The sequence below is a fragment of the Burkholderia sp. Bp9015 genome (assembly GCF_003853505.1).
Classification (GTDB): domain Bacteria; phylum Pseudomonadota; class Gammaproteobacteria; order Burkholderiales; family Burkholderiaceae; genus Burkholderia.
The window spans coordinates 1-20140 of record NZ_QTPZ01000065.1 but is presented as its reverse complement, the minus strand read 5'-3'; the positions used below and the strand labels follow the sequence as shown (position 1 = coordinate 20140).

23 protein-coding genes are annotated in these 20140 nt (G+C 63.6%); all 23 read right to left on the bottom strand.

Annotated elements, in window-relative coordinates:
* Nucleotides 1-545: 545 nt before the first annotated feature.
* Nucleotides 546-716, bottom strand: coding sequence for a hypothetical protein (locus tag DIE12_RS38345; RefSeq protein ID WP_185641260.1), 171 nt, complete (start codon nucleotides 714-716; stop codon nucleotides 546-548).
* Nucleotides 717-727: 11 nt separating this feature from the next.
* On the bottom strand, nucleotides 728-1294 hold the full coding sequence (locus DIE12_RS36970; protein WP_124551581.1) for a hypothetical protein: 567 nt from the start codon (nucleotides 1292-1294) through the stop codon (nucleotides 728-730).
* A 9-nt stretch (nucleotides 1295-1303) separates the two neighbouring features.
* Nucleotides 1304-1543 (bottom strand): DUF3717 domain-containing protein, encoded by a 240-nt coding sequence (locus DIE12_RS36965; RefSeq protein ID WP_124551580.1) that lies wholly within the window; start codon nucleotides 1541-1543, stop codon nucleotides 1304-1306.
* A gap of 46 nt (nucleotides 1544-1589) precedes the next feature.
* Nucleotides 1590-1874 (bottom strand): hypothetical protein, encoded by a 285-nt coding sequence (locus DIE12_RS36960; protein ID WP_124551579.1) that lies wholly within the window; start codon nucleotides 1872-1874, stop codon nucleotides 1590-1592.
* A 55-nt stretch (nucleotides 1875-1929) separates the two neighbouring features.
* Nucleotides 1930-2196 carry a hypothetical protein gene (locus tag DIE12_RS36955; RefSeq protein WP_124551578.1) on the bottom strand — a complete coding sequence of 89 codons (267 nt, stop codon included), beginning with the start codon at nucleotides 2194-2196 and terminating at the stop codon, nucleotides 1930-1932.
* 79 nt (nucleotides 2197-2275) lie between these two features.
* Nucleotides 2276-2476, bottom strand: coding sequence for a hypothetical protein (locus DIE12_RS36950; protein WP_124551577.1), 201 nt, complete (start codon nucleotides 2474-2476; stop codon nucleotides 2276-2278).
* Between the two features lie 562 nt (nucleotides 2477-3038).
* Nucleotides 3039-3473, bottom strand: coding sequence for a phospholipase D-like domain-containing protein (locus tag DIE12_RS36945; RefSeq protein ID WP_260429082.1), 435 nt, complete (start codon nucleotides 3471-3473; stop codon nucleotides 3039-3041).
* A 173-nt stretch (nucleotides 3474-3646) separates the two neighbouring features.
* A complete protein-coding gene (locus tag DIE12_RS36940) occupies nucleotides 3647-4120 on the bottom strand; it encodes a hypothetical protein (protein ID WP_124551575.1) in 474 nt (157 codons plus the stop codon).
* Between the two features lie 3 nt (nucleotides 4121-4123).
* Complete coding sequence (locus DIE12_RS36935) at nucleotides 4124-5644, bottom strand: DUF5710 domain-containing protein (protein ID WP_260429081.1); 1521 nt, start codon at nucleotides 5642-5644, stop codon at nucleotides 4124-4126.
* A gap of 852 nt (nucleotides 5645-6496) precedes the next feature.
* Entirely contained in the window at nucleotides 6497-6907 is a 411-nt protein-coding gene (locus tag DIE12_RS36930; protein WP_124551573.1) for a hypothetical protein, read from the bottom strand.
* Between the two features lie 461 nt (nucleotides 6908-7368).
* Nucleotides 7369-9660 carry a ParB/RepB/Spo0J family partition protein gene (locus tag DIE12_RS36925; protein WP_124551572.1) on the bottom strand — a complete coding sequence of 764 codons (2292 nt, stop codon included), beginning with the start codon at nucleotides 9658-9660 and terminating at the stop codon, nucleotides 7369-7371.
* Nucleotides 9661-10234: 574 nt separating this feature from the next.
* Complete coding sequence (locus DIE12_RS36920) at nucleotides 10235-11041, bottom strand: methyltransferase (protein ID WP_124551571.1); 807 nt, start codon at nucleotides 11039-11041, stop codon at nucleotides 10235-10237.
* Nucleotides 11042-11061: 20 nt separating this feature from the next.
* On the bottom strand, nucleotides 11062-11307 hold the full coding sequence (locus DIE12_RS36915; RefSeq protein ID WP_124551570.1) for a hypothetical protein: 246 nt from the start codon (nucleotides 11305-11307) through the stop codon (nucleotides 11062-11064).
* A gap of 14 nt (nucleotides 11308-11321) precedes the next feature.
* A complete protein-coding gene (locus tag DIE12_RS36910) occupies nucleotides 11322-11639 on the bottom strand; it encodes a hypothetical protein (RefSeq protein WP_260429079.1) in 318 nt (105 codons plus the stop codon).
* A 636-nt stretch (nucleotides 11640-12275) separates the two neighbouring features.
* Nucleotides 12276-13595 carry a DUF3560 domain-containing protein gene (locus tag DIE12_RS36905; RefSeq protein ID WP_124551568.1) on the bottom strand — a complete coding sequence of 440 codons (1320 nt, stop codon included), beginning with the start codon at nucleotides 13593-13595 and terminating at the stop codon, nucleotides 12276-12278.
* A gap of 582 nt (nucleotides 13596-14177) precedes the next feature.
* The gene (locus tag DIE12_RS36900) at nucleotides 14178-14639 is read right to left on the bottom strand and encodes a hypothetical protein (RefSeq protein ID WP_124551567.1); all 462 of its coding nucleotides are present in this window, start codon (nucleotides 14637-14639) and stop codon (nucleotides 14178-14180) included.
* A complete protein-coding gene (locus DIE12_RS36895; RefSeq protein WP_124551566.1) occupies nucleotides 14639-14833 on the bottom strand; it encodes a hypothetical protein in 195 nt (64 codons plus the stop codon). Before DIE12_RS36895 ends, DIE12_RS36900 begins: the two co-directional genes overlap by 1 nt.
* 9 nt (nucleotides 14834-14842) lie before the next feature.
* The gene (locus DIE12_RS38340) at nucleotides 14843-15229 is read right to left on the bottom strand and encodes a hypothetical protein (protein ID WP_185641259.1); all 387 of its coding nucleotides are present in this window, start codon (nucleotides 15227-15229) and stop codon (nucleotides 14843-14845) included.
* Between the two features lie 563 nt (nucleotides 15230-15792).
* Nucleotides 15793-16995: a Fic family protein gene (locus DIE12_RS36885; protein ID WP_124551565.1), complete on the bottom strand. Its 1203-nt coding sequence runs from the start codon at nucleotides 16993-16995 to the stop codon at nucleotides 15793-15795.
* A 440-nt stretch (nucleotides 16996-17435) separates the two neighbouring features.
* Complete coding sequence (locus tag DIE12_RS36880) at nucleotides 17436-17660, bottom strand: hypothetical protein (RefSeq protein WP_124551564.1); 225 nt, start codon at nucleotides 17658-17660, stop codon at nucleotides 17436-17438.
* Between the two features lie 101 nt (nucleotides 17661-17761).
* Nucleotides 17762-18229: a hypothetical protein gene (locus DIE12_RS36875; RefSeq protein WP_124551563.1), complete on the bottom strand. Its 468-nt coding sequence runs from the start codon at nucleotides 18227-18229 to the stop codon at nucleotides 17762-17764.
* Nucleotides 18226-18501, bottom strand: coding sequence for a hypothetical protein (locus tag DIE12_RS36870; protein ID WP_124551562.1), 276 nt, complete (start codon nucleotides 18499-18501; stop codon nucleotides 18226-18228). Before DIE12_RS36870 ends, DIE12_RS36875 begins: the two co-directional genes overlap by 4 nt.
* Before the next feature lie 565 nt (nucleotides 18502-19066).
* Entirely contained in the window at nucleotides 19067-19999 is a 933-nt protein-coding gene (locus DIE12_RS36865) for an N-6 DNA methylase (RefSeq protein ID WP_124551561.1), read from the bottom strand.
* Nucleotides 20000-20140: the final 141 nt, after the last annotated feature.

Below are 20140 nucleotides of genomic sequence, written 5' to 3'. Positions count from 1 at the left end.
CGGCTGCTGCTGCTGTGCTGCCGCCAGTCCCCTGAGTTCGTCGTCCCGGCGACATAAGGAGACCGCCGCCGCGGACGGGCAAGGGCGTGCCCGGAGGCCGCAGCGGAGCGCAGCCGAAGGCGAGCACCGAACGGACGAGGACACGGCGAAGCGAACCCTTGCCTGGCCGTGGTGGTGGTCTACTGTCGCGGAAAGGGACGGCGAACTCAGGGGACTGGCGACGGTGGCCGCACGTCGCGCGAGGGCGAAAACGCCGCGCGGCGAGCGCCCCTATGCGGCCGCAGGCCGCATCACTTCAGGGTTGAGCTCGAAAGGGAGATCCTCCCTTTCGAGTTCCCGCGCGAGCGGGCTCCTCGTTGGACTTGCCGCTTGTCGGCACTGGATAGCTGACTGCCTAACCAGGCGCGCGGAATGAAAAATGGCGCCCTCGGCGCCATCGATCGGGTAGCCCCCTGAAACCCGTATCGGCTTCCCGTCCTCCTTCGAGTCCACCCGGGTATTCGGTCGCCTTGCGTCGACCGCTCACCGTCAAACCTCGGTACCGCCTAGTACCCGAGCCAGTCCAGCACTTCCTTGCCCTCGTACTCCGGCTTGTCGCCGACGTCCGCAAGGAAAGCTGCAAACCCGCCATCGACATCGTGCTTTCGAATCTCTGCCTCCGCGTCGGCGCGAGTCACCATCAGATCGCATGCTTCCTCGTATGAATAACCGAACATTGCCAAGCTCCTCAAATGAAATGTCGTACGAGCCGGGCCCATCGGTCTCGGACAACGGATTCGTATGTATTCAGGGCGATCCGCCACGCTGGCGCACCAAGCGCGAACAGCAAGTAGCGATGGGCTTCGGCATCGATGCCACCGAAGCGACCCACACTATCGAGTGCCCTGGCCGCAATTAACGGCGGCACGCTGCATTCCCTGAAGCGGTCCGCGAACTCCTCCGGTCCGATCCATTCCGTCACAACGCGTCCGTCGCGCACGGCCAGTACGTGAGAGGCGCAAGCCATTCCGCTGTAGTACGCGACCGAGATCCGGATAGCTGGGTTCTCCGTCGCGTCGAGATACACGTTGCCGGAGTCGCTTAGTCGGCCCGTGGTGATTCGTCTGCTCTCAACACCTTTGCCGCTGCGCTCGTGCTGATGAGGCGTCGTCGCGACTCGAATGATGTTCGCCTTCGTCCTGACGTGCGAACCTGTCGCCGCGTCGGCGTAGTGGACGAATTCCACCGTATAAGGGCGGCCGGCACGATCGCGATCCGGGAACAGTTCGCGCGTGATAGTGCATGGAATCTGCATTTCCTTCCCCTAGGCAATCCAGCCATTCAGCGCGCCACGCAACGCGGCATGCTGCGCCGGATTCAGCTGCTCGATTGCGATCACCCCAATCCGCTGGATGATCATCAAAGCGTAGATATCGGCTAGCGCCCTTGCCTCGGTGCACAGAGTCGGGCATTCGTCGGCACCGGTCGGTGCTGGTCGACGTGCACGCCAGATGTTGATGGCACGCTCGATCTGCTCGATGCTCAGAATTGTTGCGTTGTTCATCGTGTGTTCTCCGTGATAAGCGCTGCGGTGCAGCGCTAACGTGGCTTCATCCGTGATACGGGCAGGGATCGCCCCGCGCAGCAATGCAGCCTGAACAGTTTTCGAGTTCTTCGCACATCGCCGCATCTGCTTGCCCGCGCTTCCATGCGTCACGGAGGTAGGGTTCGTCTGCGAACATTGTCGGCACCTCTTCGCGACCATTCGAGTAATAATCGTTGCGCCCAAGAGCCTCGGCCTCCCACTGAACTTCGATGAGGTCCCAACTTTCCGGGTCAACGATTTCGGCTATCCGGGCAAGGGCGAACGAAACACGAATTTCAAGACCGCGCATGGTTCTACTCCGTATGTGAAGTTTGGAGAGCGCGTCACGGCGGACGCGCAGGAGGTTATTGGAAGATGCCAAGCGATTCGCGAATGACGCGTTGAGCGCTCGCCCTGCCGTAGCGCTCGCCGCGCGCGTGCCCCTTTTCGAATACGCTGATCACGACATTGATTTGCCACGCGGTCCAGTTGATCGTGGGCAGCTGGAACGCCAGTTCGCCATCGTCGCCGTAATAGACTGCGACAAAGGGTGCAGGGCCTTCGGGGCGCACAAGGGCGTAAAAGCCATCGTTGATGCCTCCGATTTCCACGTCGTCATTGCAGGTACTCATCGTTGCTTCTCCGGTTGTTGGCAAAGGTCACAAAGGCGACGGACGGCTTGTGCGCCCGCAGGTGCGAATAGATCCCGAATCATTGCCAGACCGGCGACCACGCGCCGGACGGTTGGCGGTACAGAGTGATGCGTTGCACGCCACCGGCAATGCTGGTTTCGAGCCGCACGGCGCACACGTCGTCTTCCTCGCGGCGCCACCGGTGCAGCACGCGGATTTCTGCGTTCAGGTCACAACCCAGAAAGAAAGCGGCGATGCGGCGAAGAAGGTTCGATTTCATGGTTGCTCCGTGCGGTTTAAGGGTTTCAGGCTGACCGGGACCCAAGATTCCGAGTCCCCTCGTAGGGTTTGTTTCTGCCCGACCGGCTGCTGCTGCTGTGCTGCCGCCAGTCCCCTGAGTTCGTCGTCCCGGCGACATAAGGAGACCGCCGCCGCGGACGGGCAAGGGCGTGCCCGGAGGCCGCAGCGGAGCGCAGCCGAAGGCGAGCACCGAACGGGCGAGGACACGGCGAAGCGAACCCTTGCCTGGCCGCGGTGGTGGTCTACTGTCGCGGAAAGGGACGGCGAACTCAGGGGACTGGCGACGGCGGCCGCACGTCGCGCGAGGGCAGAAACGCCGCGCGGCGAGCGCCTCTATGCGGCCGCAGGCCGCATCACTTCAGGGGGTTGGGAACCCGAAAGGGGCCCCCCCCTTTTGGCCGGCGAAGCCGGGGCACAGCCAGGTGTAGTTCGGGGAGGCGAGATCAGGGCCCTTGCGGCCCCGAGCGGCTCGAGGAGGAATCCGCGTCGCAGCCACGTTGCCCGATGACGGGCCGACATCATGGGCGCGAGCTCAAGTACAACTAGCGCACCTGGACGAGCGGCCGGCATTGCACCAGCCTCGAGCGGAAGTGCCGCTCAAACGCATCCGCCATAGCCAGGTCGTTCCACTCGATCACCACGTTCTCGCTGTTCGATTGTGCGCCGGCCGCGGTGTAGTTGATGCTGCCGGTCTGGACGCTTCTGCCGTCCAGGACCATAGCCTTGTCGTGCATCAGTCGAAACCGGTCGACTACGCAAACTGCGGCGCCGGCCGTGGATAGGTAGTCCAGCCCGTGCCGGATGTAGCCGCTTCGGTCGTTCGCGACGCTCTCGCTATAGTTCACTGCGATCGCGACGTCGACGCCTGCTCGTGCCTTCGCCGCGAGCGCTTCGATCAGCGGGCGATAGGTCATGACATATGCCAGGACGTGAATCGAACGGCGGGCAGAGGCCACGCCGTACAGGACGAGATCCATCCCCCTTCCGTCCGGGGAAAACGCATACGAGTTGACGCGGCCCTCGGGCGGCACGACTGTGCCCGAAGCAGCGACGCCCGCAACTGGTGATCCAGATGCCGGTATCGCGAGGCCAAACCACGCGATGCATGCGACTATCATCGCGCCTGTAGAGCGGAACAGAGGCAGTCGATTCATGACCGGACGACCTCCCGATTGTCCTGGGCCGGGCGCGCGACCGGAGGGAACCGATTGGGCGGAATTACGCGGCCGACGCTCACATGTGTCTGGCGACGATTCGCCTGCGTCGTCACATAGACCCAGGTGGAGGAATCGACCGGAAATCTGGAGGCGACCACGCCCCCCTCGTCGATCGCCAGTTGATTCGCAAGCTGCTCGGCCGAAGGTAGTTCGGACCAATCCCCGATCGCGTGCCGAATGACGAACTCCATCTCACGGCGGTCGAGCGACGCGAGCACCGCTCGAGCTGCTGTCGAAAGCTCGATGCTGCCGGTCTCAACGACCGGGTTGAGTGGCAGAGCCTTCTCGGTGTCGCCGGCGGCGCCGGTCAAGTAGCAGTGCCATTCCGGCTGCAGGTCTCCGATCAGCGCCCGGGCTTGCAGCTGCTGGATGGTGTTGAGTTCGTGAAAGTAGTGGATCGTGGGCATAGGTCACCGTTGGTCTGAGGTTGTCGGTTCGAGAAGGAAGGCGAGCATCACCTGCAGCTGCTCACGCACCGCGGCCTTTCCTTCCGCACTCGCGAGGTCATTGAAATCTGTCGGGCGGCCGTCGATCGAACGGAATACCGGGGCGATCGCCGCACAATGCAGGACTCGGGCCGCTTCATTCGCTGCCTCAATACCCTTATTGCGAGATGTGAATCGGACGTGCTTGTTGTCGTCGGTGGTAACGATGTCGACGGTCACCGAGCGAACAATCCCTCGAGCGCTCTCGACCGCGAGCCGATACTTTCCTTTCACGCCTGCATGCCACTGGCCGTCCGCGACTACGCCGGCAGTCTCGACGGTTCGAGCTCCGTCACCGGTCCCCGCGACGACGGCAAACGTGCTTGTGACGTGCGGCTGCGTATCGCCAAGCTCGGTGACCCGCGCTACTACCGCGTCGAGGAAGTACTGGTCGTTGTCGGCACAAACGAGCTTCGGCTGCGAGGTGGGCAGGACATGAACGAGGTCCTTTGCGACGGCAATCAGGTTGTCGGCGTCGAAGCACACGACGACTGGCAAGCCGGTCGCTTCGAAGAGAGATGCGCCCGTCGCGTAACCCTCCGCGAACAGCACCGCCGGCGCGCTCGCGAGGTCAGCGACACGTCGCGCCCCAATGAGATGGAATGCCCCAACCTTGCGCGCGCCCTTGGTGAACAGCTTGCTGCCGTCGGGGGCGAGCGCCTGGACGGTTCGCAGCCGGTCATTCACGTCTCGGCCGGGAACGATCAGATATTCGTCCCGCGTGACCTTGAAGTGTTCCAGATTCAGCAGGGTGATCATCTCCGGGCCCTTCCCGTTCGCGACCCGCAAGCCGTGCGCGGTGACCCCCTTGCGGGCCAAGTACGGATGCGCGGCGCCTTCGACTTCCGGCAAGGTCACGAGCACCCTCAAGGCCTTCGCGGCTGTAGTCCTCTGCTCCTCGATTAGCTTCGCCGCGCGCGCCGCGCGGCGATCGCTATCGGCTGCCTCGAGCGCGGCGCGCTGTTCGGGCGTGAGGCGTCCTTTCTGATAGCGCCACGGGCCGGAAGCACCCCGGTAGTTCCGGATGTATCCGCGCCACTCTCCCCCAACGCGGTCGAGCTTGTAGCTCCCGTTATTGCGCGGGCCGGCCTTCGTCTGGATCTTGGCTGTATGCCACTCACCGTCCGGCCGGATAGTCTCCGGAATGAGCCCGTAGGAACGCATCGCGTCACCGAAGTCGGCGATCACGTCGTCTTGGTCGACGCCTGCGTTCGTCAGCACGGCATCGTCGACGATCCAGGCCGCGAAAGGTGGTCGGCTGACCGACGCGTCGATCCAACAAAGGCGTCGCGTGCGGTCCAGTTGGGCACCAAGGGAGCGGGCCCTAGCTATGTCCTTGCGCGGGACTGCGAGGTAAATCCTCGGTGCACTCGACCCGCTGCGCGTCTCTTGCCCGTCCCGCCGCGACATTTTGTCGGGCGGCACCGACGCAAGAAAGCGGGCCACTGCCCGGTCCTGTCCACGTGTCGATCGCTTTGCCATAGTCGTGCTGTACATGAGACACCCCGTGAGTTAGAGGCGGATCGCGTCGAGCGCTTTGCCGGCGAACATGTTGATTTGCGCATTCACGTGATGCTTGATGCTTGCCCCTCGCCCGACCACCTTCCTGCAGCGTTCCATCGCGTTCTCCATAGGTTTTGCGCCGACCGGAACCCAAGATTCGGAGTCCCGGCGTACCTGCCCGGTTGAGGCAGCGCTTCCTCGTGCTGCTGCCGCCGTTCCCCTGAGTTCCTCGTCCCGCGACCTGGTCAGGTGAGCTGGCTCGTTGGTCAAGGAGGCAAGCGAGGGGGTTGGGGCGGGCAGTCGCGGAGCGACAACACGGCCCCGAGCGCCTTGACCACCGGGTCAGCGAAGCTACGGTCGCTTGGGGGGACGAGTACGAGGGGATACGGTGCTGCTGGGGAGTTCTGCCGGAGACTGGGGGCCGCGCGGCGAGCGCCCCTCGCGCGCAGCGCGACACGACAGCGCGTCCGAATGGACGAAGAGCGAAGCGAAAAAAAAGCCCCGCAATTGCGGGGCAAAAACATGCTGCTTCCGAGGGCACGGCACGAGCAAACAGCAGCACGCTGAGAGCGCGATAGAGGAACGGTGAGCTTTTCCGGGAGCGGAGCGAGCGGCCGGCGAGGCGCTGGCAGCCCCGCCCGAAGGGCGCGGGGAGAGACTCCGCAGGAGGCTCGACGCTTAGGCCGCGCAACGCGTGGCCGTAGCGCAACATAGCCGGTCTTTGCGGAGCAAAGACGCCCCAATGGATTGACTCCAGCACCTCCTCAAAATTGTGATGTGATCTTCGAACGGCAATCATTCTTCAACACGCCGCTTCCGCTTCTTCAAAAGCCATCGCGCACCAAGGCACATGAACAACCCAATCACCAACAGCGCTAGCACTGCCGCGTATCCAACGACAACGCGTTTGACGAAATACCACTCTCGAATTGCAGCAGTGCAGCCAGCCGCTTCGTGCAGATCCGCCAGAGTCGCCAGTGACGGGAACAGTCGACCGAAGACGATGGCGAAATACGGAGCGAGAATCCAGAGAAGCGCGCCCGCTGTTGCAATTGCGGCGAGCCAAGCAAAGAAGAAAGCCAAAGTACGCCGATGGGACCACGTCGCGTCCGGCTGATTGAGGGCCATCTGGATGTGGTATCGATCGGCGAGCTTGACGCTCGCGAATTCCTCCTCTATCGAACGCCGCACGGTTGGCACCCACACACCACGTGACTCATAGACTCACTACCGCAAATCCACTTCTCACGCTCGTTCGGTTGCCGCCCCGACTGCCGGGCGCTGCCGGTCGCGTAAGCGACCCGGACAGCGCCCGGCGAAGTGTGAAGGGGTGGCAGGTTCATGCTGATTGGTCTCACTCACTTGATCTTGTCGTTCCGCTTGCGGAACCGTTTTTAAATTTTAATCACGTTTTGTGGTGATTACAATTGATATGTAGGGGGCGGATCAATCCCGAGGGAGGGAGATCCAAGGGGGAACCGAACCGGGGTTCCCCCTTGGTCGGCATCGCCGACATCCCCCTCCGTCGCACGGTCCAGACGAAGTAGCGCCGCCAGGCGCGTTGAGGATGGCGCCGTGCGACGCTGGATGGGCCGGCGGAGGAACGGGTGAAAAAAAGCCCCGTCATTGACGGGGCAAATGGCACGACTACAGGGGATATCGTTGAATCACGCGGCAGGCCGGGTTACCGTCAGCAGCTTCGTCGATTGCATCGGAAACGGCCACGCAAATCGTGGGGAGTGCTTGTCGCAGTGCTCGGTAACGGCTTCCGTTGCCAGATCGGCCTTCTTCACGCTCGTTTCCATCGGGTGGTCAGCGGACGCCGCGATATGCAGCGGCTCTGCATCGCGCGAGCTGGCCACTTCCGGCGCATCCTGCTCGGGCTCGCCATCGGGGACATGCGCCTCGTCACTGGCTACAGCCTGCGCGTCGCTCTGCGTGGCGTCCTCGTCCTCATCATCGTCATCGTCGCCGAAGTAGGTCCGTGCGGTGCCGACTTCGGCCGCCGCCATAAATTCAGGGAGCCAGTTCTTGTCGGCAAGCAGCGATTCTGCCTCCTGTGCCGCTTCGCCCTTCTTCATCTTCGCGAGCCGCGCGCCCTGCTCTTTCGACACAACCTCGCTGACGACGGCGACGATGCGATCTTTCGAGACGTGACTGAGGTACGATTCCCGCGTCGGGGTCCAGAACTTCGTGAGGTCGAGTTCAAGCGCACCCGCGATTGCGTTGATCGGATTGCCTTCCTCGGCCCGGCTGACACCGTTCAAACTGATCGCAGTACAAACGGCGAGGATATTGAGGACTACCGCTTGGGGTTGGCCGAGAAGCCAAGCAAACAGGTCGTTCGGATTCTTCGGGAGCTGTGCCTTCGCGGCTTCCACCGCAGCGTAGAACGCGCCGTATTGCGCCTGTTCCGTGACTTCCGGGGCGCTGCGGCTTACCGAATGCATGGGCCGATCCCCACAGATGCGAACCGAACTCAGTTCGGAGTGGCGCTCATAGATGAACTGCAGCGCAAGACAGTGAACCGTGGCGACGAGCGCGACGTCAGCGTTCGAGACGAGCGCGCTGCGGACTGCGGCCGTCCGGCGTGCCGTCATATTCAGGATCAGCTTCTCTGAATGCACACCACGCGCATTTTTGGTGAGCTTGCGGGGAACCTCGGCACCAGCGGCTTCCAGCACCGACCGCGCGGTCTTCTGATCTTCGCGGCGAACCAGCGCTCGATAGACTTGCAGTTTCCCCTCGTAGTTGACGGTCACAACGACACCGCTGACCTTCATCTGCTCCGGCGTATAGAAGCCCTCCCGATCGTCATACTCGATCATGGAAGCGTTGAGGGCGTCGCTCCCACGTTCCAGAGCACCGTATGCCTCATCGCTTAGGTACGCATCCTCTCCCTCATCGGCGTCATCCGACGCGCGCATCGCGTCGGTAATCTCGCCCATCCGCTTTTCCAGCTTGTCGTATTCAGCTTGCTGCTCATCGGTGAGAGGGGCCTTCTCGGCAGTCAGCGTCGTGTATGGTCGCTGTTCCTCGTAGTCGAAGGTCGCGCGCGCCTCGACCCACATCCAGCCTTCCGCTTTGTATGATTCCACCGTAGCCGCAACCTTCTCATCGAACAGACGATCAAGAACGTCGCGGTTGACGATCAACCCCTCGTCGTCGTTGGCGAACAGGTCGCGCTCCACCAGTCCCCCTGCCGCCTCGTATGCCGCGACAGTCACGAACCGGACCATGCGATTGCCGAACGTGAGTTTGTCGCCCCGAAGCCGGTTCCGCAACGAGTGTGGGTCACGGCTCCAGTTGTTTGCGGTAAACCACGCCGCTTCCTGCCGTTGGTGATCGTCCGTGGTTGCGAGCGCCTTGATCTGATCGATGCTCATCTGGTCGTCCGCGAACAGGTCGAACAGCTTCGGCGACACGCTCGCGAGCTTCAAGTAGCCCGCCACCATCTTCGGCGTGACCTTAAACACGGCCGCGACGAATTCGGTGGTACGCCCCTCGTCTGCGAGTGCTTTGTAAGCGAGGAACTGGTCAGCCGGGTGCGCTGGCGCTCGCAGGTCGTTCTCGGATGCGCTCGCGAGAATTGCGTCCGCTTCGGAAATCTCGATGCAGCGGACTTCATCATCCATCGAAAATTTGCCACGCTCTACGTTCAACAGCAGAGCGAGTCGGCGGGTTTCACCTGCATCCACACCATACGTCTGCGCCTGCTTTTCGCGCTTCCGCATCGCATGGACGACGAGATTCTGGAGCAACCCGACTGCAAGCATGTTGTCCGCGATTGCCTCGATGGTCGCTTGGTCGCGCTTCTTCTTGCGCTGGTTGTACGGCGACGCGACCAGTCGCTTCAACGGGATCATAATTTCGCGCTTTCCCGCGTCAAGCATGTTCGGCACATCGGCGGGAGTAGCCACGTTGTTCACGTTGGCGTCTTGGGCAATCACGGTTTCCATAGCGTTCCTCACAATGAAGATTGAAGTTGTGGCGGGACCGCCGGGCCCCAAGATTCTGAGTCCCAGCGTAAGCCGTTCTGTCGAGTCGGCGGACCGCGCTTCGCAGCTGCCGCCGTTCCCCTGAGTTCGTCGTCCCGCGACGATCGGAGCGAGGACCGGAGCAGCGTCAAGGAAACACGCGCGGGCTGGTGCGGGATGGAGCGCAGCGACTGACACGGCCCCGCGCGCCTTGACGGTGCGCAGGCCGCAGCTACAGTCGCGGTGATGGACGGCGAACGAGGGGGACGGGGATGTCGGGAGCGCCGGCATCGCGACGAGGCAGAACGCCCCGCGCGGCGAGCGCGCTATCCGAGCGGCGCGACGCCAGGCGCGACGCGAGGCTGGTGGGGATGGCCTGCGCCGGGGCAAGTCCGCGGCACGCGGCGCGGCCCCAAGAGCGGGAGCGTCTGGTCACCGGGCCGCCGCGTGCGCGGCTTGCGTGACGGGCGGCATCGCCGGCCGGCGCGCAAGGTGCGGCGGCCCGGCTGGATGCGTCGCATTGCGGCATGGCCCCCGGTGCGGGGGCCGGCCGTGGTTATGCTGTGGCGAACAGGTCGAACTGCGCAATGGGCGGGGTGTCCGGCGACAACCGCGTGCGCAGCGTGCCGTCCCGAGCGAGCTCGTCGAAGTCGCACACGACGATTTCGCAGACCGGCGAAACGCCATGCCACTGATCACGGCAACCGGCGGTATCGATTCCGCAGTTCATTCCCATCACGATCCCGGTTTCGTTCACAAACTTCTGGCAGTCCGGACTCATCCGCGGCGTGTATCGCTGGGAATTCGAATAGCTGAACGGCGCCGACCCTTGGGGAAGGATGAACACACCGTAGTCCGCGATTCGCGAGGCGAGCTCGATAACACGGTACTCGAACGTGCTGCCGGTATACTGCCCCTCGAACGCATCGCTTCTGATCCGGCGGCCGAACGGCGGGTTGCTGATGACGCAATCAACTCCGTCCAAGTCCTTCACCCAGTCACCGAACACGTCAGCGTGAATCCATTGCGCATCGGGCATCACCTTTTTCCCGATCCGGACATATTCCGCACATCGCTCGACACAGACCATCCTGGCCGCTTTCTCCTCGTTCCAGTACGCGAGCGAGCCGATCCCGGCACAGAGGTCGACAATGGTGTCGCACCCGCCCGGAACTTCGATCGCGAAATCGCGCGCGAGACTTTGCGGCGTAAAGAATGCACCGAGTGCGGCATTGTCACAGCGAGCCCCTTCCTGATAGTGCTCGAGAACAAACTCCCGTTCTTCGACAGTCAGCCGTCGTTCGAGAGCAACCAACTCATCGACTTCCTGCAACTTCTTCGCCTCTGCGCGCGAAAGTTTCATTTGTAGAGTCCTTGTGTGTGTCAGTGGGGTAACTCGGGGTAGAGCTGCATGCTGGAAAAACTGTCGAGCTTTCCGTTATCGAGCTGGAGAATCAGTTCGTATCCGCCGGCGTGCCGAAGGCGAACAACCGCGATCAACGTGCCGCGCGCACCAGTGCGACTGTCGCCGGCGCCGACGACATAGCGCGGCCCGTTCTCAACCAGTTCGACGTCGACAAATCGGCGCATGAGTTCCGCCTGTCTGATCGTTTCGGTCGGTGTAGACATATCCGGGATGACCGTTAGGCCGATTGCGGTTGAATGAGGCTGGAGAACCCTCCCCTGCCGTGGTTCTGCCCACCGCACGCGCATTCGCAACGCATGACCTTGCCCTGGGCGTTCAGGCACCGCGAGTCGCAGGCGTGTCGGCTCGGATTGGTCTTGAACTCGATGACCCGCTCCACCGGTACAGGGCCGCCGGCGCCTTCGACCGGATAGCCGACCATCTTCGTGAATCCGTCATATCGCCGTCCCGTCACTCCTGGGAACGCTTTCGCGAAAGCCTCGCGATCCATTCCGTAGATGCCTTTCAGCTCGTGCGTGCCGTTGAAGTACTTCATGCATGCCATAGCGCCTCCTTGATAAACGGCCCAAAAAATGAATGTCCGCCGGGCCCGTAGATTCCGAGTCCCGGCGTGAAGGGTTCTGGAGAGTCGGCGGGCCGCGCTTCGCAGCTGCCGCCGTTCCCCTGAGTTCGTCGTCCCGCGACGCTTCGAGCGGCGAGCCGGCGACGCGTCAAGGAGGCAAGCGCGGGGTGGGTGCGGGATGGAGCGCAGCGACTGACACGGCCCCGTGCGCCTTGACGCGGTAGAGGCCGACGCTACGGTCGCGGGAATGGACGGCGAACCAGGGGGGACGGGGTTGTCGACAGTGCGTGCCCCGTGACGAGCCTGAACGCCCCGCGCGGCGAGCGCGCTATCCGAGCGGCGCGACGCCAGGCGCGACGCGAGGCTGGTGGGGATGGCCTGCGCCGGGGCAAGTCCGCGGGACGCGGCGCCGCCCCAAGAGCGGAGGCGTCTGGTCACCGGGCCGCCGCGTGCGCGGCTTGCGTGACGGGCGGCATCGCCGGCCGGCGCGAAAGGTGCGGCGGCCCGGCTGATCTGTCGCGGCGAGCTCCGAACGTGCTGAGCCGGCGACAGGCTTGCGATATGCGCCGCGCGCGCAGAGGCGGCGGCACAAGCTCGATGTGGCGAACGTCAGGCGGCCGCTTCGGCCATATCGGCCGCAACTGCTGCGCCAGTTTGCAATGCGGCCGCCGGCGGCTCGACGCGCTTCGAGTCGGTCAGGAACACATTCACGTACCTATGCCGCTTGTTCGGGTCCTTCTCCCCCGGCGTGGCAAACACCGCGAGCGCTGTACGGACACGATGCTTGGCAACGCCGCCGGTTGCCTCGATCGCGCGGGTTGAGCGATAGCTATCGGTCACATCCTGATAGGCCGCCTTGGTCATGTGGGCGAATCCTTCACCGGGATAGTTCACAAGCGGCGGGCGGCTCGCTGCCTTCTTCGCTGTTGCCGCCTGGTCGTCGCTCGGCGGCTGATATTCTTTGATCATCTCGACCCCGCGAACGCGGACAAAGCGCGCGTCAGTGCTGACGCTCACCGGCTTTCCGTCCTTCATGTTCACGCGAACGATCGTCAACCATTCGTTGTCGATCAACACACGACCACCAGCTTTCAGCTCAACGCCCTCGGCGGCCAATCCGCCCTGTTGGCCGAGCATGGCGCGCTCGTAGGTAATTCGGTTAGCGTAATGCGCGATCCAGCGTACATAGCGCACACGAGCGCGCGCGAGCTCTTCGAGCGTCTGCGCGCAGAGTTCGCGAAGCCCGTCCGGCTCATCGGTCAGCTTTTGCCACAAGCCGTAGATCACGGGTGACATGGCAGCAAACGCTTTCGCGCGTTCCACGGTCAGATCAGCCGCGCTCAGTACGGCGACCGCTGCATCCATGTCTTTGAGCGTTCGTTCCGACTTGCGCTGTGCGGCTTCAATTCCCTTGATCCGGCGATAGCGAACGTCGGGCCGCTCCTTGTGCCTCGCATGTCGCAACGCCCCTGCGGCCCGCCGCTCCCAGTATTCCGATGTATCCCACAGCTGCACTGCCTTGCGCATACCGTTCTCGATCCGCTCCTGATCGCGCAGCGCGCGCGCCTCGCTGTGATGCCCTCGCATGATCGGCTGTCCGAACGGTCGCCGCTCTGCGATCGAAGTGGCCGCCGCTTGTGCCACCTGGGCGTCGCTTGCACGCTTGCTCTTGTAGTCGGTGAAGCGGTCTGCCCGCTCCTCGGCTCGCTCCGCCAGTGTCGTGTCTTCGTCGCCGATCTCGCCACACAGTTCAATGAGCAGATCCTCACGGGCCGGCGTCCACATCGGCGCCACGAACAGGCCTTGTTTCGGCGCATACGAAAACCCCGCGTCGGTCACCCTTTGATAGAGGGCAGCGTCGAGGCGAGTCCGTGAGTACAGGCGCAGCTTGTTGTCTTCCGGCGAGTAAGTAGCGCTGAAAGTGGCCATAGAAGAAATCTCCGATTAAGGTTAAGGGCATGCCGGGCCCGTAGATTCCGAGTCCCGGCGTGAAGGGTTCTGGTGAGTCGGCGGGCCGCGCTTCGCAGCTGCCGCCGTTCCCCTGAGTTCGTCGTCCCGCGACGCCTCGAGCGGCGAGCCGGCGACGCGTCAAGGAGACAAGCGCGGGGTGGGTGCGGGATGGAGCGCAGCGACTGACACGGCCCCGCGCGCCTTGACGCGGTAGAGGCCGACGCTACGGTCGCGGGAATGGACGGCGAACCAGGGGGACGGGGTTGTCGACAGTGCGTGCCCCGTGACGAGCCTGAACGCCCCGCGCGGCGAGCGCGCTATCCGAGCGGCGCGACGCCAGGCGCGACGCGAGGCTGGCGGGGATGGCCTGCGCCGGGGCAAGTCCGCGGCACGCGGCGCCGCCCCAAGAGCGGGGGCGTCTGGTCACCGGGCCGCCGCGTGCGCGGCTTGCGTGACGGGCGGCATCGCCGGCCGGCGCGAAAGGTGCGGCGGCCCGGCTGTTGTTGTGTGCGTACGATCGGTCGAGACTGCGCCGGCCGGGGGCCGGCGTCACCGCTATGGTTAGAACGGCAGCACGTGCTGCGAATTCGGATCGGGGAGGATCCGCTTGATGAGCTCGCGACGCTGTTCGTCGTGATACCGCCGCCTCCGCTCAGCCTCGCCGTTATGCTTCTCGACGATGTAGATGAAATACGTCGCTCGAAGCGGGCCCCGCCAGTTGTTCCACTCTTCGATGATTCGCGCTCTTATCTCGGGCACACACGCGAAGTACGCCGAGCGCCCCTGCCGCCAATGCTTCGCGTCAAGATCTCGCATCGACTGCTCGCCTTCAATCGCGCAGCGGTTCCGTCGCGCCTTTTCGGCTTCGACGTCGGTTTCAGGCTGCGGGGCGAACTGATCGGCGAAGAGTGGGACGTCACGTTCAATACGCTTAGCCACACGCTTGTGGCGCTGCAGAAATGCGGTTTCCTTTCGCTTCGTCCAGGTGGAACCGGTCAGGCGGCGCCTGCGATCGAATCGCATCACTTGCCCCCCAAATTTTCGTCACGCATCCGCGCCACATCCTGCTCTGCATCGGCGAGCCGTTGCGCGATCTCCTCGAGACGAATCTGCAGGTCGCACTTTTGCTGAACGTTTCGCAGAACGGTCGCCGCGCGGTCAATTGCCCGCAACGTCTCGCCGCGGGCCTCACGGATCGCTCCAAGCAGTATGTCCATCGCCCCTCCCTATTCCGATTGGTGGTCGTTTGCGTCAGGCTCGTAGACGCAATAACGCTTGCCACAGCCGTCGTGGACACACTGTTCAAGCGTATGATCGGCGTGCATCTCCATCAGCATCAACCGACGGCCGCAGGCACACGTCGGAAACGCGTCGTCCGGTGCGATGATGTTGGTCGGTTCGGCCGCCTGCGCCTCCCGCCGATCAGCGTGCCGCTTGGCGAGGTAGTCGCAACGGGCGATCGCAATCGACAGACCGTCCGAATCCAAGCGGTACGCGCTATCGACGGTCGAATGTGTTCCAGCGGACACACACACTGCGTAGGCCTTTTCCGGCCGGTCCCGTAGCACCCATATCGTGCCGTTCTCGTGCACGATGTCTTCTTCCCTGTACATGCCTCACTCCTTCGGATCGTGTGCGCGCCGGGCCCGTAGATTCCGAGTCCCGGCGTGAAGGGTTCTGGTGAGTCGGCGGGCCGCGCTTCGCAGCTGCCGCCGTTCCCCTGAGTTCGTCGTCCCGCGACGCTTCGAGCGGCGAGCCGGCGACGCGTCAAGGAGGCAAGCGCGGGGTGGGTGCGGGATGGAGCGCAGCGACTGACACGGCCCCGTGCGCCTTGACGCGGTAGAGGCCGACGCTACGGTCGCGGGAATGGACGGCGAACCAGGGGGACGGGGTTGTCGACAGTGCGTGCCCCGTGACGAGCCTGAACGCCCCGCGCGGCGAGCGCGCTATCCGAGCGGCGCGACGCCAGGCGCGACGCGAGGCTGGCGGGGATGGCCTGCGCCGGGGCAAGTCCGCGGCACGCGGCGCCGCCCCAAGAGCGGGAGCGTCTGGTCACCGGGCCGCCGCGTGCGCGGCTTGCGTGACGGGCGGCGCAGCCGACCGGCGCGAAAGCTGCGGCGGCTCGGCTGGTTCGTGCTTGCGATCTAGTCGATCGAGGCCGTCGGAAAAGACCCGGTCAAGACTGCTCGACTTCAGGCCAGAGGCGAGGAAACAGGAAACGAAGACTCTTCAACGGTAACCCGAACGACAGATCACCCCGATGCGATGTCGACTGGAGGAGTCCAACATCGAGCAATGACCGCGTGATCCGGCGCGCAAGAACGTCACTCCCGCCAAGCATCTGCGCAAACTCCGCCCGGCTGACCGGGCGCTGCAGCGCCACAAACTCCAGCGCAAGCGCGGACACTTCCGGCTTGATCACGGACCGCTCAGACCCGAGCGCCCAAGGGTTCGCGTCGAGGTACCGCAAAAAGTCGACCAAGCGTTGCCTGACGCCCTTGAACTCCGTCATTCGGATCATGAAATCGACTTGGTCCAGGCAGCAGTCGAGAAAGAACGCCGCGAACTGGACCAATCCCTCTTGGCTCAAGTTGCCACGGCCATCGAGATCGTTGCGGCGGATCTGGTCGGCCCCGCTCAAACGTGCGTAATACCGCTCATGCTCACGGGCCAGCCCGCGAAGTGGAGACCAAAGGCCGTGTGTCAGATTCGCGGCCTTCAGGCCGAGATGGGAATGTAGTCTCGCGACACGCCCGTTCCCGTCGAAAAACGGATGGATCCACGTCAACCGATGATGGGCGCACGCGATTGCGATGACCTGGTGTTCCTTCCCCCGAGTCCGTCCATAGCGTGTCGCCCATCGGTCGATCAACGGACCGATCATCTCCGGTTCGGGTGCCCGATGGCGACCAACAATCACGTCGGCATCGCGAACCTCGCCTGGCACGATTTGCTGGCCCTCGGCGGTCAGCCGCTCGTCAGGTGAAAGCTGCGAGAAGAAACGATCGTGGATCGCCGCGATATGGTCCCGATCGAACAGCGTCCCAAACGGCTGTCCATGCCATTCCGCCTCGAGCGATTCCTCCGCCGCGATATGGGCAACTGCGTACCGCTGCTTCTTGCGTTCGGCCGCGTCGAGATCGAATTCGCGCTTTAGCGCCGCCTCGATCTTCGCGGGCGTCGTGTGCTGGCCTTCGATCTTGTTCGTGTAGTAGGAATTCATCGCACGCAGCTGCGGAACGAGCGCGCCAGCAAGCGGGGTTCCGCGCGCTGCAAGCAATTCCTGCGACGAACTGATCAACCTGGCGGCCTGGTCCACCAGCGGGTCGAGGACGCGATCCTCCGGAAACAGCGGCTCGAACGTAGCTAGGGTGGTCACTTTTCGATGAAAAGAAGTAGGGTTAGAAGTTTCACAATATATCACTCAAGTCATTGACCAATATACATTTTTCTATTTCTAAGTAGGGTTCAAAGTAGAGTTCAATGTAGAGTACGTGGGTACGAGAGGGGCGCCGGCACGTTCCGATTCCGGTGGGGAGTTCACGCGTTTCGGGCGATACGGGACACGGTTGCGGCTACTACGCTCCGGCGCATACGACATTCTTGTGCTGCTATCCGAGCGGCGCGACGCCAGGAGCGACGCGAGGCTGGCGGGGATGGCCTGCGCCGGGGCAAGTCCGCGGCACGCGGCGCGGCCCCAAGAGCGGGAGCGTCTGGTCACCGGGCCGCCGCGTGCGCGGCTTTCGTGACGGGCGGCGTCGCCGGCCGGCACGAAAGGTGGGGCGGCCCGGCTAATCTCCCAGCCGCCGCGAGCCTCGCTCAGTAGGCGATGGCGTTGCGAAGGGCTTCGGCTTCCATGAACGCGCCATGCTTTACCGTGTAGCGACCGATACCGACGTCGAGCTTGATCACCCGCAACTTTCGCATCGTGCTAAGCGCCTTCGCGCCCTCCTCGCGCGAGCAGCCGGTAATCTCCTGTACCGTCTCGATGAAGTTCTCTTCCGCATTCACGATGCGCTGTGCGATCGCCTTGAATCCTTCCATCCTCTCTCCATTTTCCGATTGCCCGCACGCGCGGGCGATGTTGGTTCACCTCGAAGCGGAGCTCGCCAGTCAGGACGCGAGCCCCACCCCGTCGAACCTCGTCAGACTTCCGTGATTGGTCGACGCTGCTCGGGATGCGTGACGGCCCTTTGAGCAAACTCGACGGCCAACCGAAGATCGCGGCGCAGCGCCTCATAGGCGTCGTCGATGTACACCTTGAACCCCTCGCTGTCGCGGCCAATCAGCACGTCGCGGCCGTTGAGCGTGGCGCGGAGATTCGGATCTCTCGCGTCGTCGCTCAGAACCAACAACGGCGCACCGATGCGCCTTCCCTTGACACACTCTGCATGACCGAACACAGTCACGCAGTGGTATCCGGTCCAGCCGAAGTCGCCACCTTTGCGCTGGTAAAGCATTGCCCCGGTCAGAACAAACACCTCGCTTACGTGCTGATTGCACGCCTCACACACACCGTAATACGCACTCGATTGTCCCGTGCTCTTCAGTCGATAGCGGAACACGGTTCCTCCGTGTTCGTGTGCGGTCGTTTCGAGAGCCGGCGCCGTCATTTCTGTTGCTCCTTCGCGGCCAGGCGATCGGCTTCCTTCTTCAACGCGTAAGGAAGCTTTTCCGCGATTTCCTCTTCGGTCAGGTCCTCAAGCAACGCAAGAGCGGTCGCGCCTTGGCGGTTGACCAGCAAAGTACGCTTGCCCATATGCACGTGTCCCCAGACTTCGCCAGCCTTGCCCTTGTAATCCCGGTGCGTGTGGCGATAAATGAGGGTGAGTTTCTGATCGCGTGAAAGCGATGCGGGGTCGATTACGCCGGCCGGTTCTGCCATGTCTGTACTCCTGTCGAATTGATAGATCGCCGGGCCCGTAGATTCCGAGTCCCGGCGTGAAGGGTTCTGGTGAGTCGGCGGGCCGCGCTTCGCAGCTGCCGCCGTTCCCCTGAGTTCGTCGTCCCGCGACGCCTCGAGCGGCGAGCCGGCGACGCGTCAAGGAGACAAGCGCGGGGTGGGTGCGGGATGGAGCGCAGCGACTGACACGGCCCCGCGCGCCTTGACGCGGTAGAGGCCGACGCTACGGTCGCGGGAATGGACGGCGAACCAGGGGGACGGGGTTGTCGACAGTGCGTGCCCCGTGACGAGCCTGAACGCCCCGCGCGGCGAGCGCGCTATCCGAGCGGCGCGACGCCAGGCGCGACGCGAGGCTGGCGGGGATGGCCTGCGCCGGGGCAAGTCCGCGGCACGCGGCGCCGCCCCAAGAGCGGGGGCGTCTGGTCACCGGGCCGCCGCGTGCGCGGCTTGCGTGACGGGCGGCATCGCCGGCCGGCGCGAAAGGTGCGGCGGCCCGGCTGGATCCGACCGGAACACCCGCGGTTCGGGTGTCCGACTTCGCAGACGGTCAAAACAGCGCCATCTGTTCGAGCTTGCGGAAATCGATCTCTCGCGAGGCCGTCGGCGCGTGGATCGTCACCGAGCTCGCCGGCGGCGCAACCGGCGCGATCGCCGCCGGCGACACGTCCGGTGCCGCCGCTTCACCAGGTGCGCTCAGTAACTCGAACGCCTCTTGCTCCGCATGTTCGTGTTCGCGCCTCCGAGCGAGTTTCGCCCCCCAACCGCCGCCAATATGGGCCGGTGTGTACCATTGGCTCCACTCCTCCATCGACAACGCATTGCCGTGGACGACGATTGCCGGGATGTGCAACAGCGACAGCTGAAGGTAGGTCATGTGTACGCATCGCTGGTCGATGTCGACGCAGATCGCGTGCATGGCCTTCTGGTAGTTGATCCCAGCCCCCAGCAATGCATCTGCATAGGCCACCACCATCCCGCCGGCCCCGCACGCCGGTTCCTGAAGGGTGACGAACCCCTTGCTACGGACATCGGAACCGTCGCCAACCAACATCTTCGCCATCAGCTGTGAGACGGAATACGGCGTGAAGAATTGGCCCGTCCGCGCGTTGCCAAGGTCGAACATCATGTACAGCGAGCCGAGAACGTCGGCAAATCCACCGGCCGGCAGTTCGGCACCGTCACGACTGCCCGACTCAAACAGTTCTTCATAGGCGGCTACCAACGTCGCCAGCATCTTCGGGAACATCTGCACCTCTTCACGCTCATACTTGCCGACGACTGCGAGGTACTGCGCCTCCCGCTTCTCGTACTGACGTCGATCGACGGCGTTGCTAATCGACAGCGCGGCGAGTTCGATAAAATCCGAGAACACCTCGTGCGTGTGCTTTGCATAACTGAGGGTCCGAATCATCTTGGCCAGTTCCGCTTGATGCGTATTAGCCGTCGCATCGCGCATCCGGGTCGCGCTTTTCTTCGCCATGCTTAATAGTCCTTCGCAGTTTCATACCTGCCGGGCCCGTAGATTCCGAGTCCCGGCGTGAAGAGTTCTGGAGAGTCGGCGGGCCGCGCTTCGCAGCTGCCGCCGTTCCCCTGAGTTCGTCGTCCCGCGACGCTTCGAGCG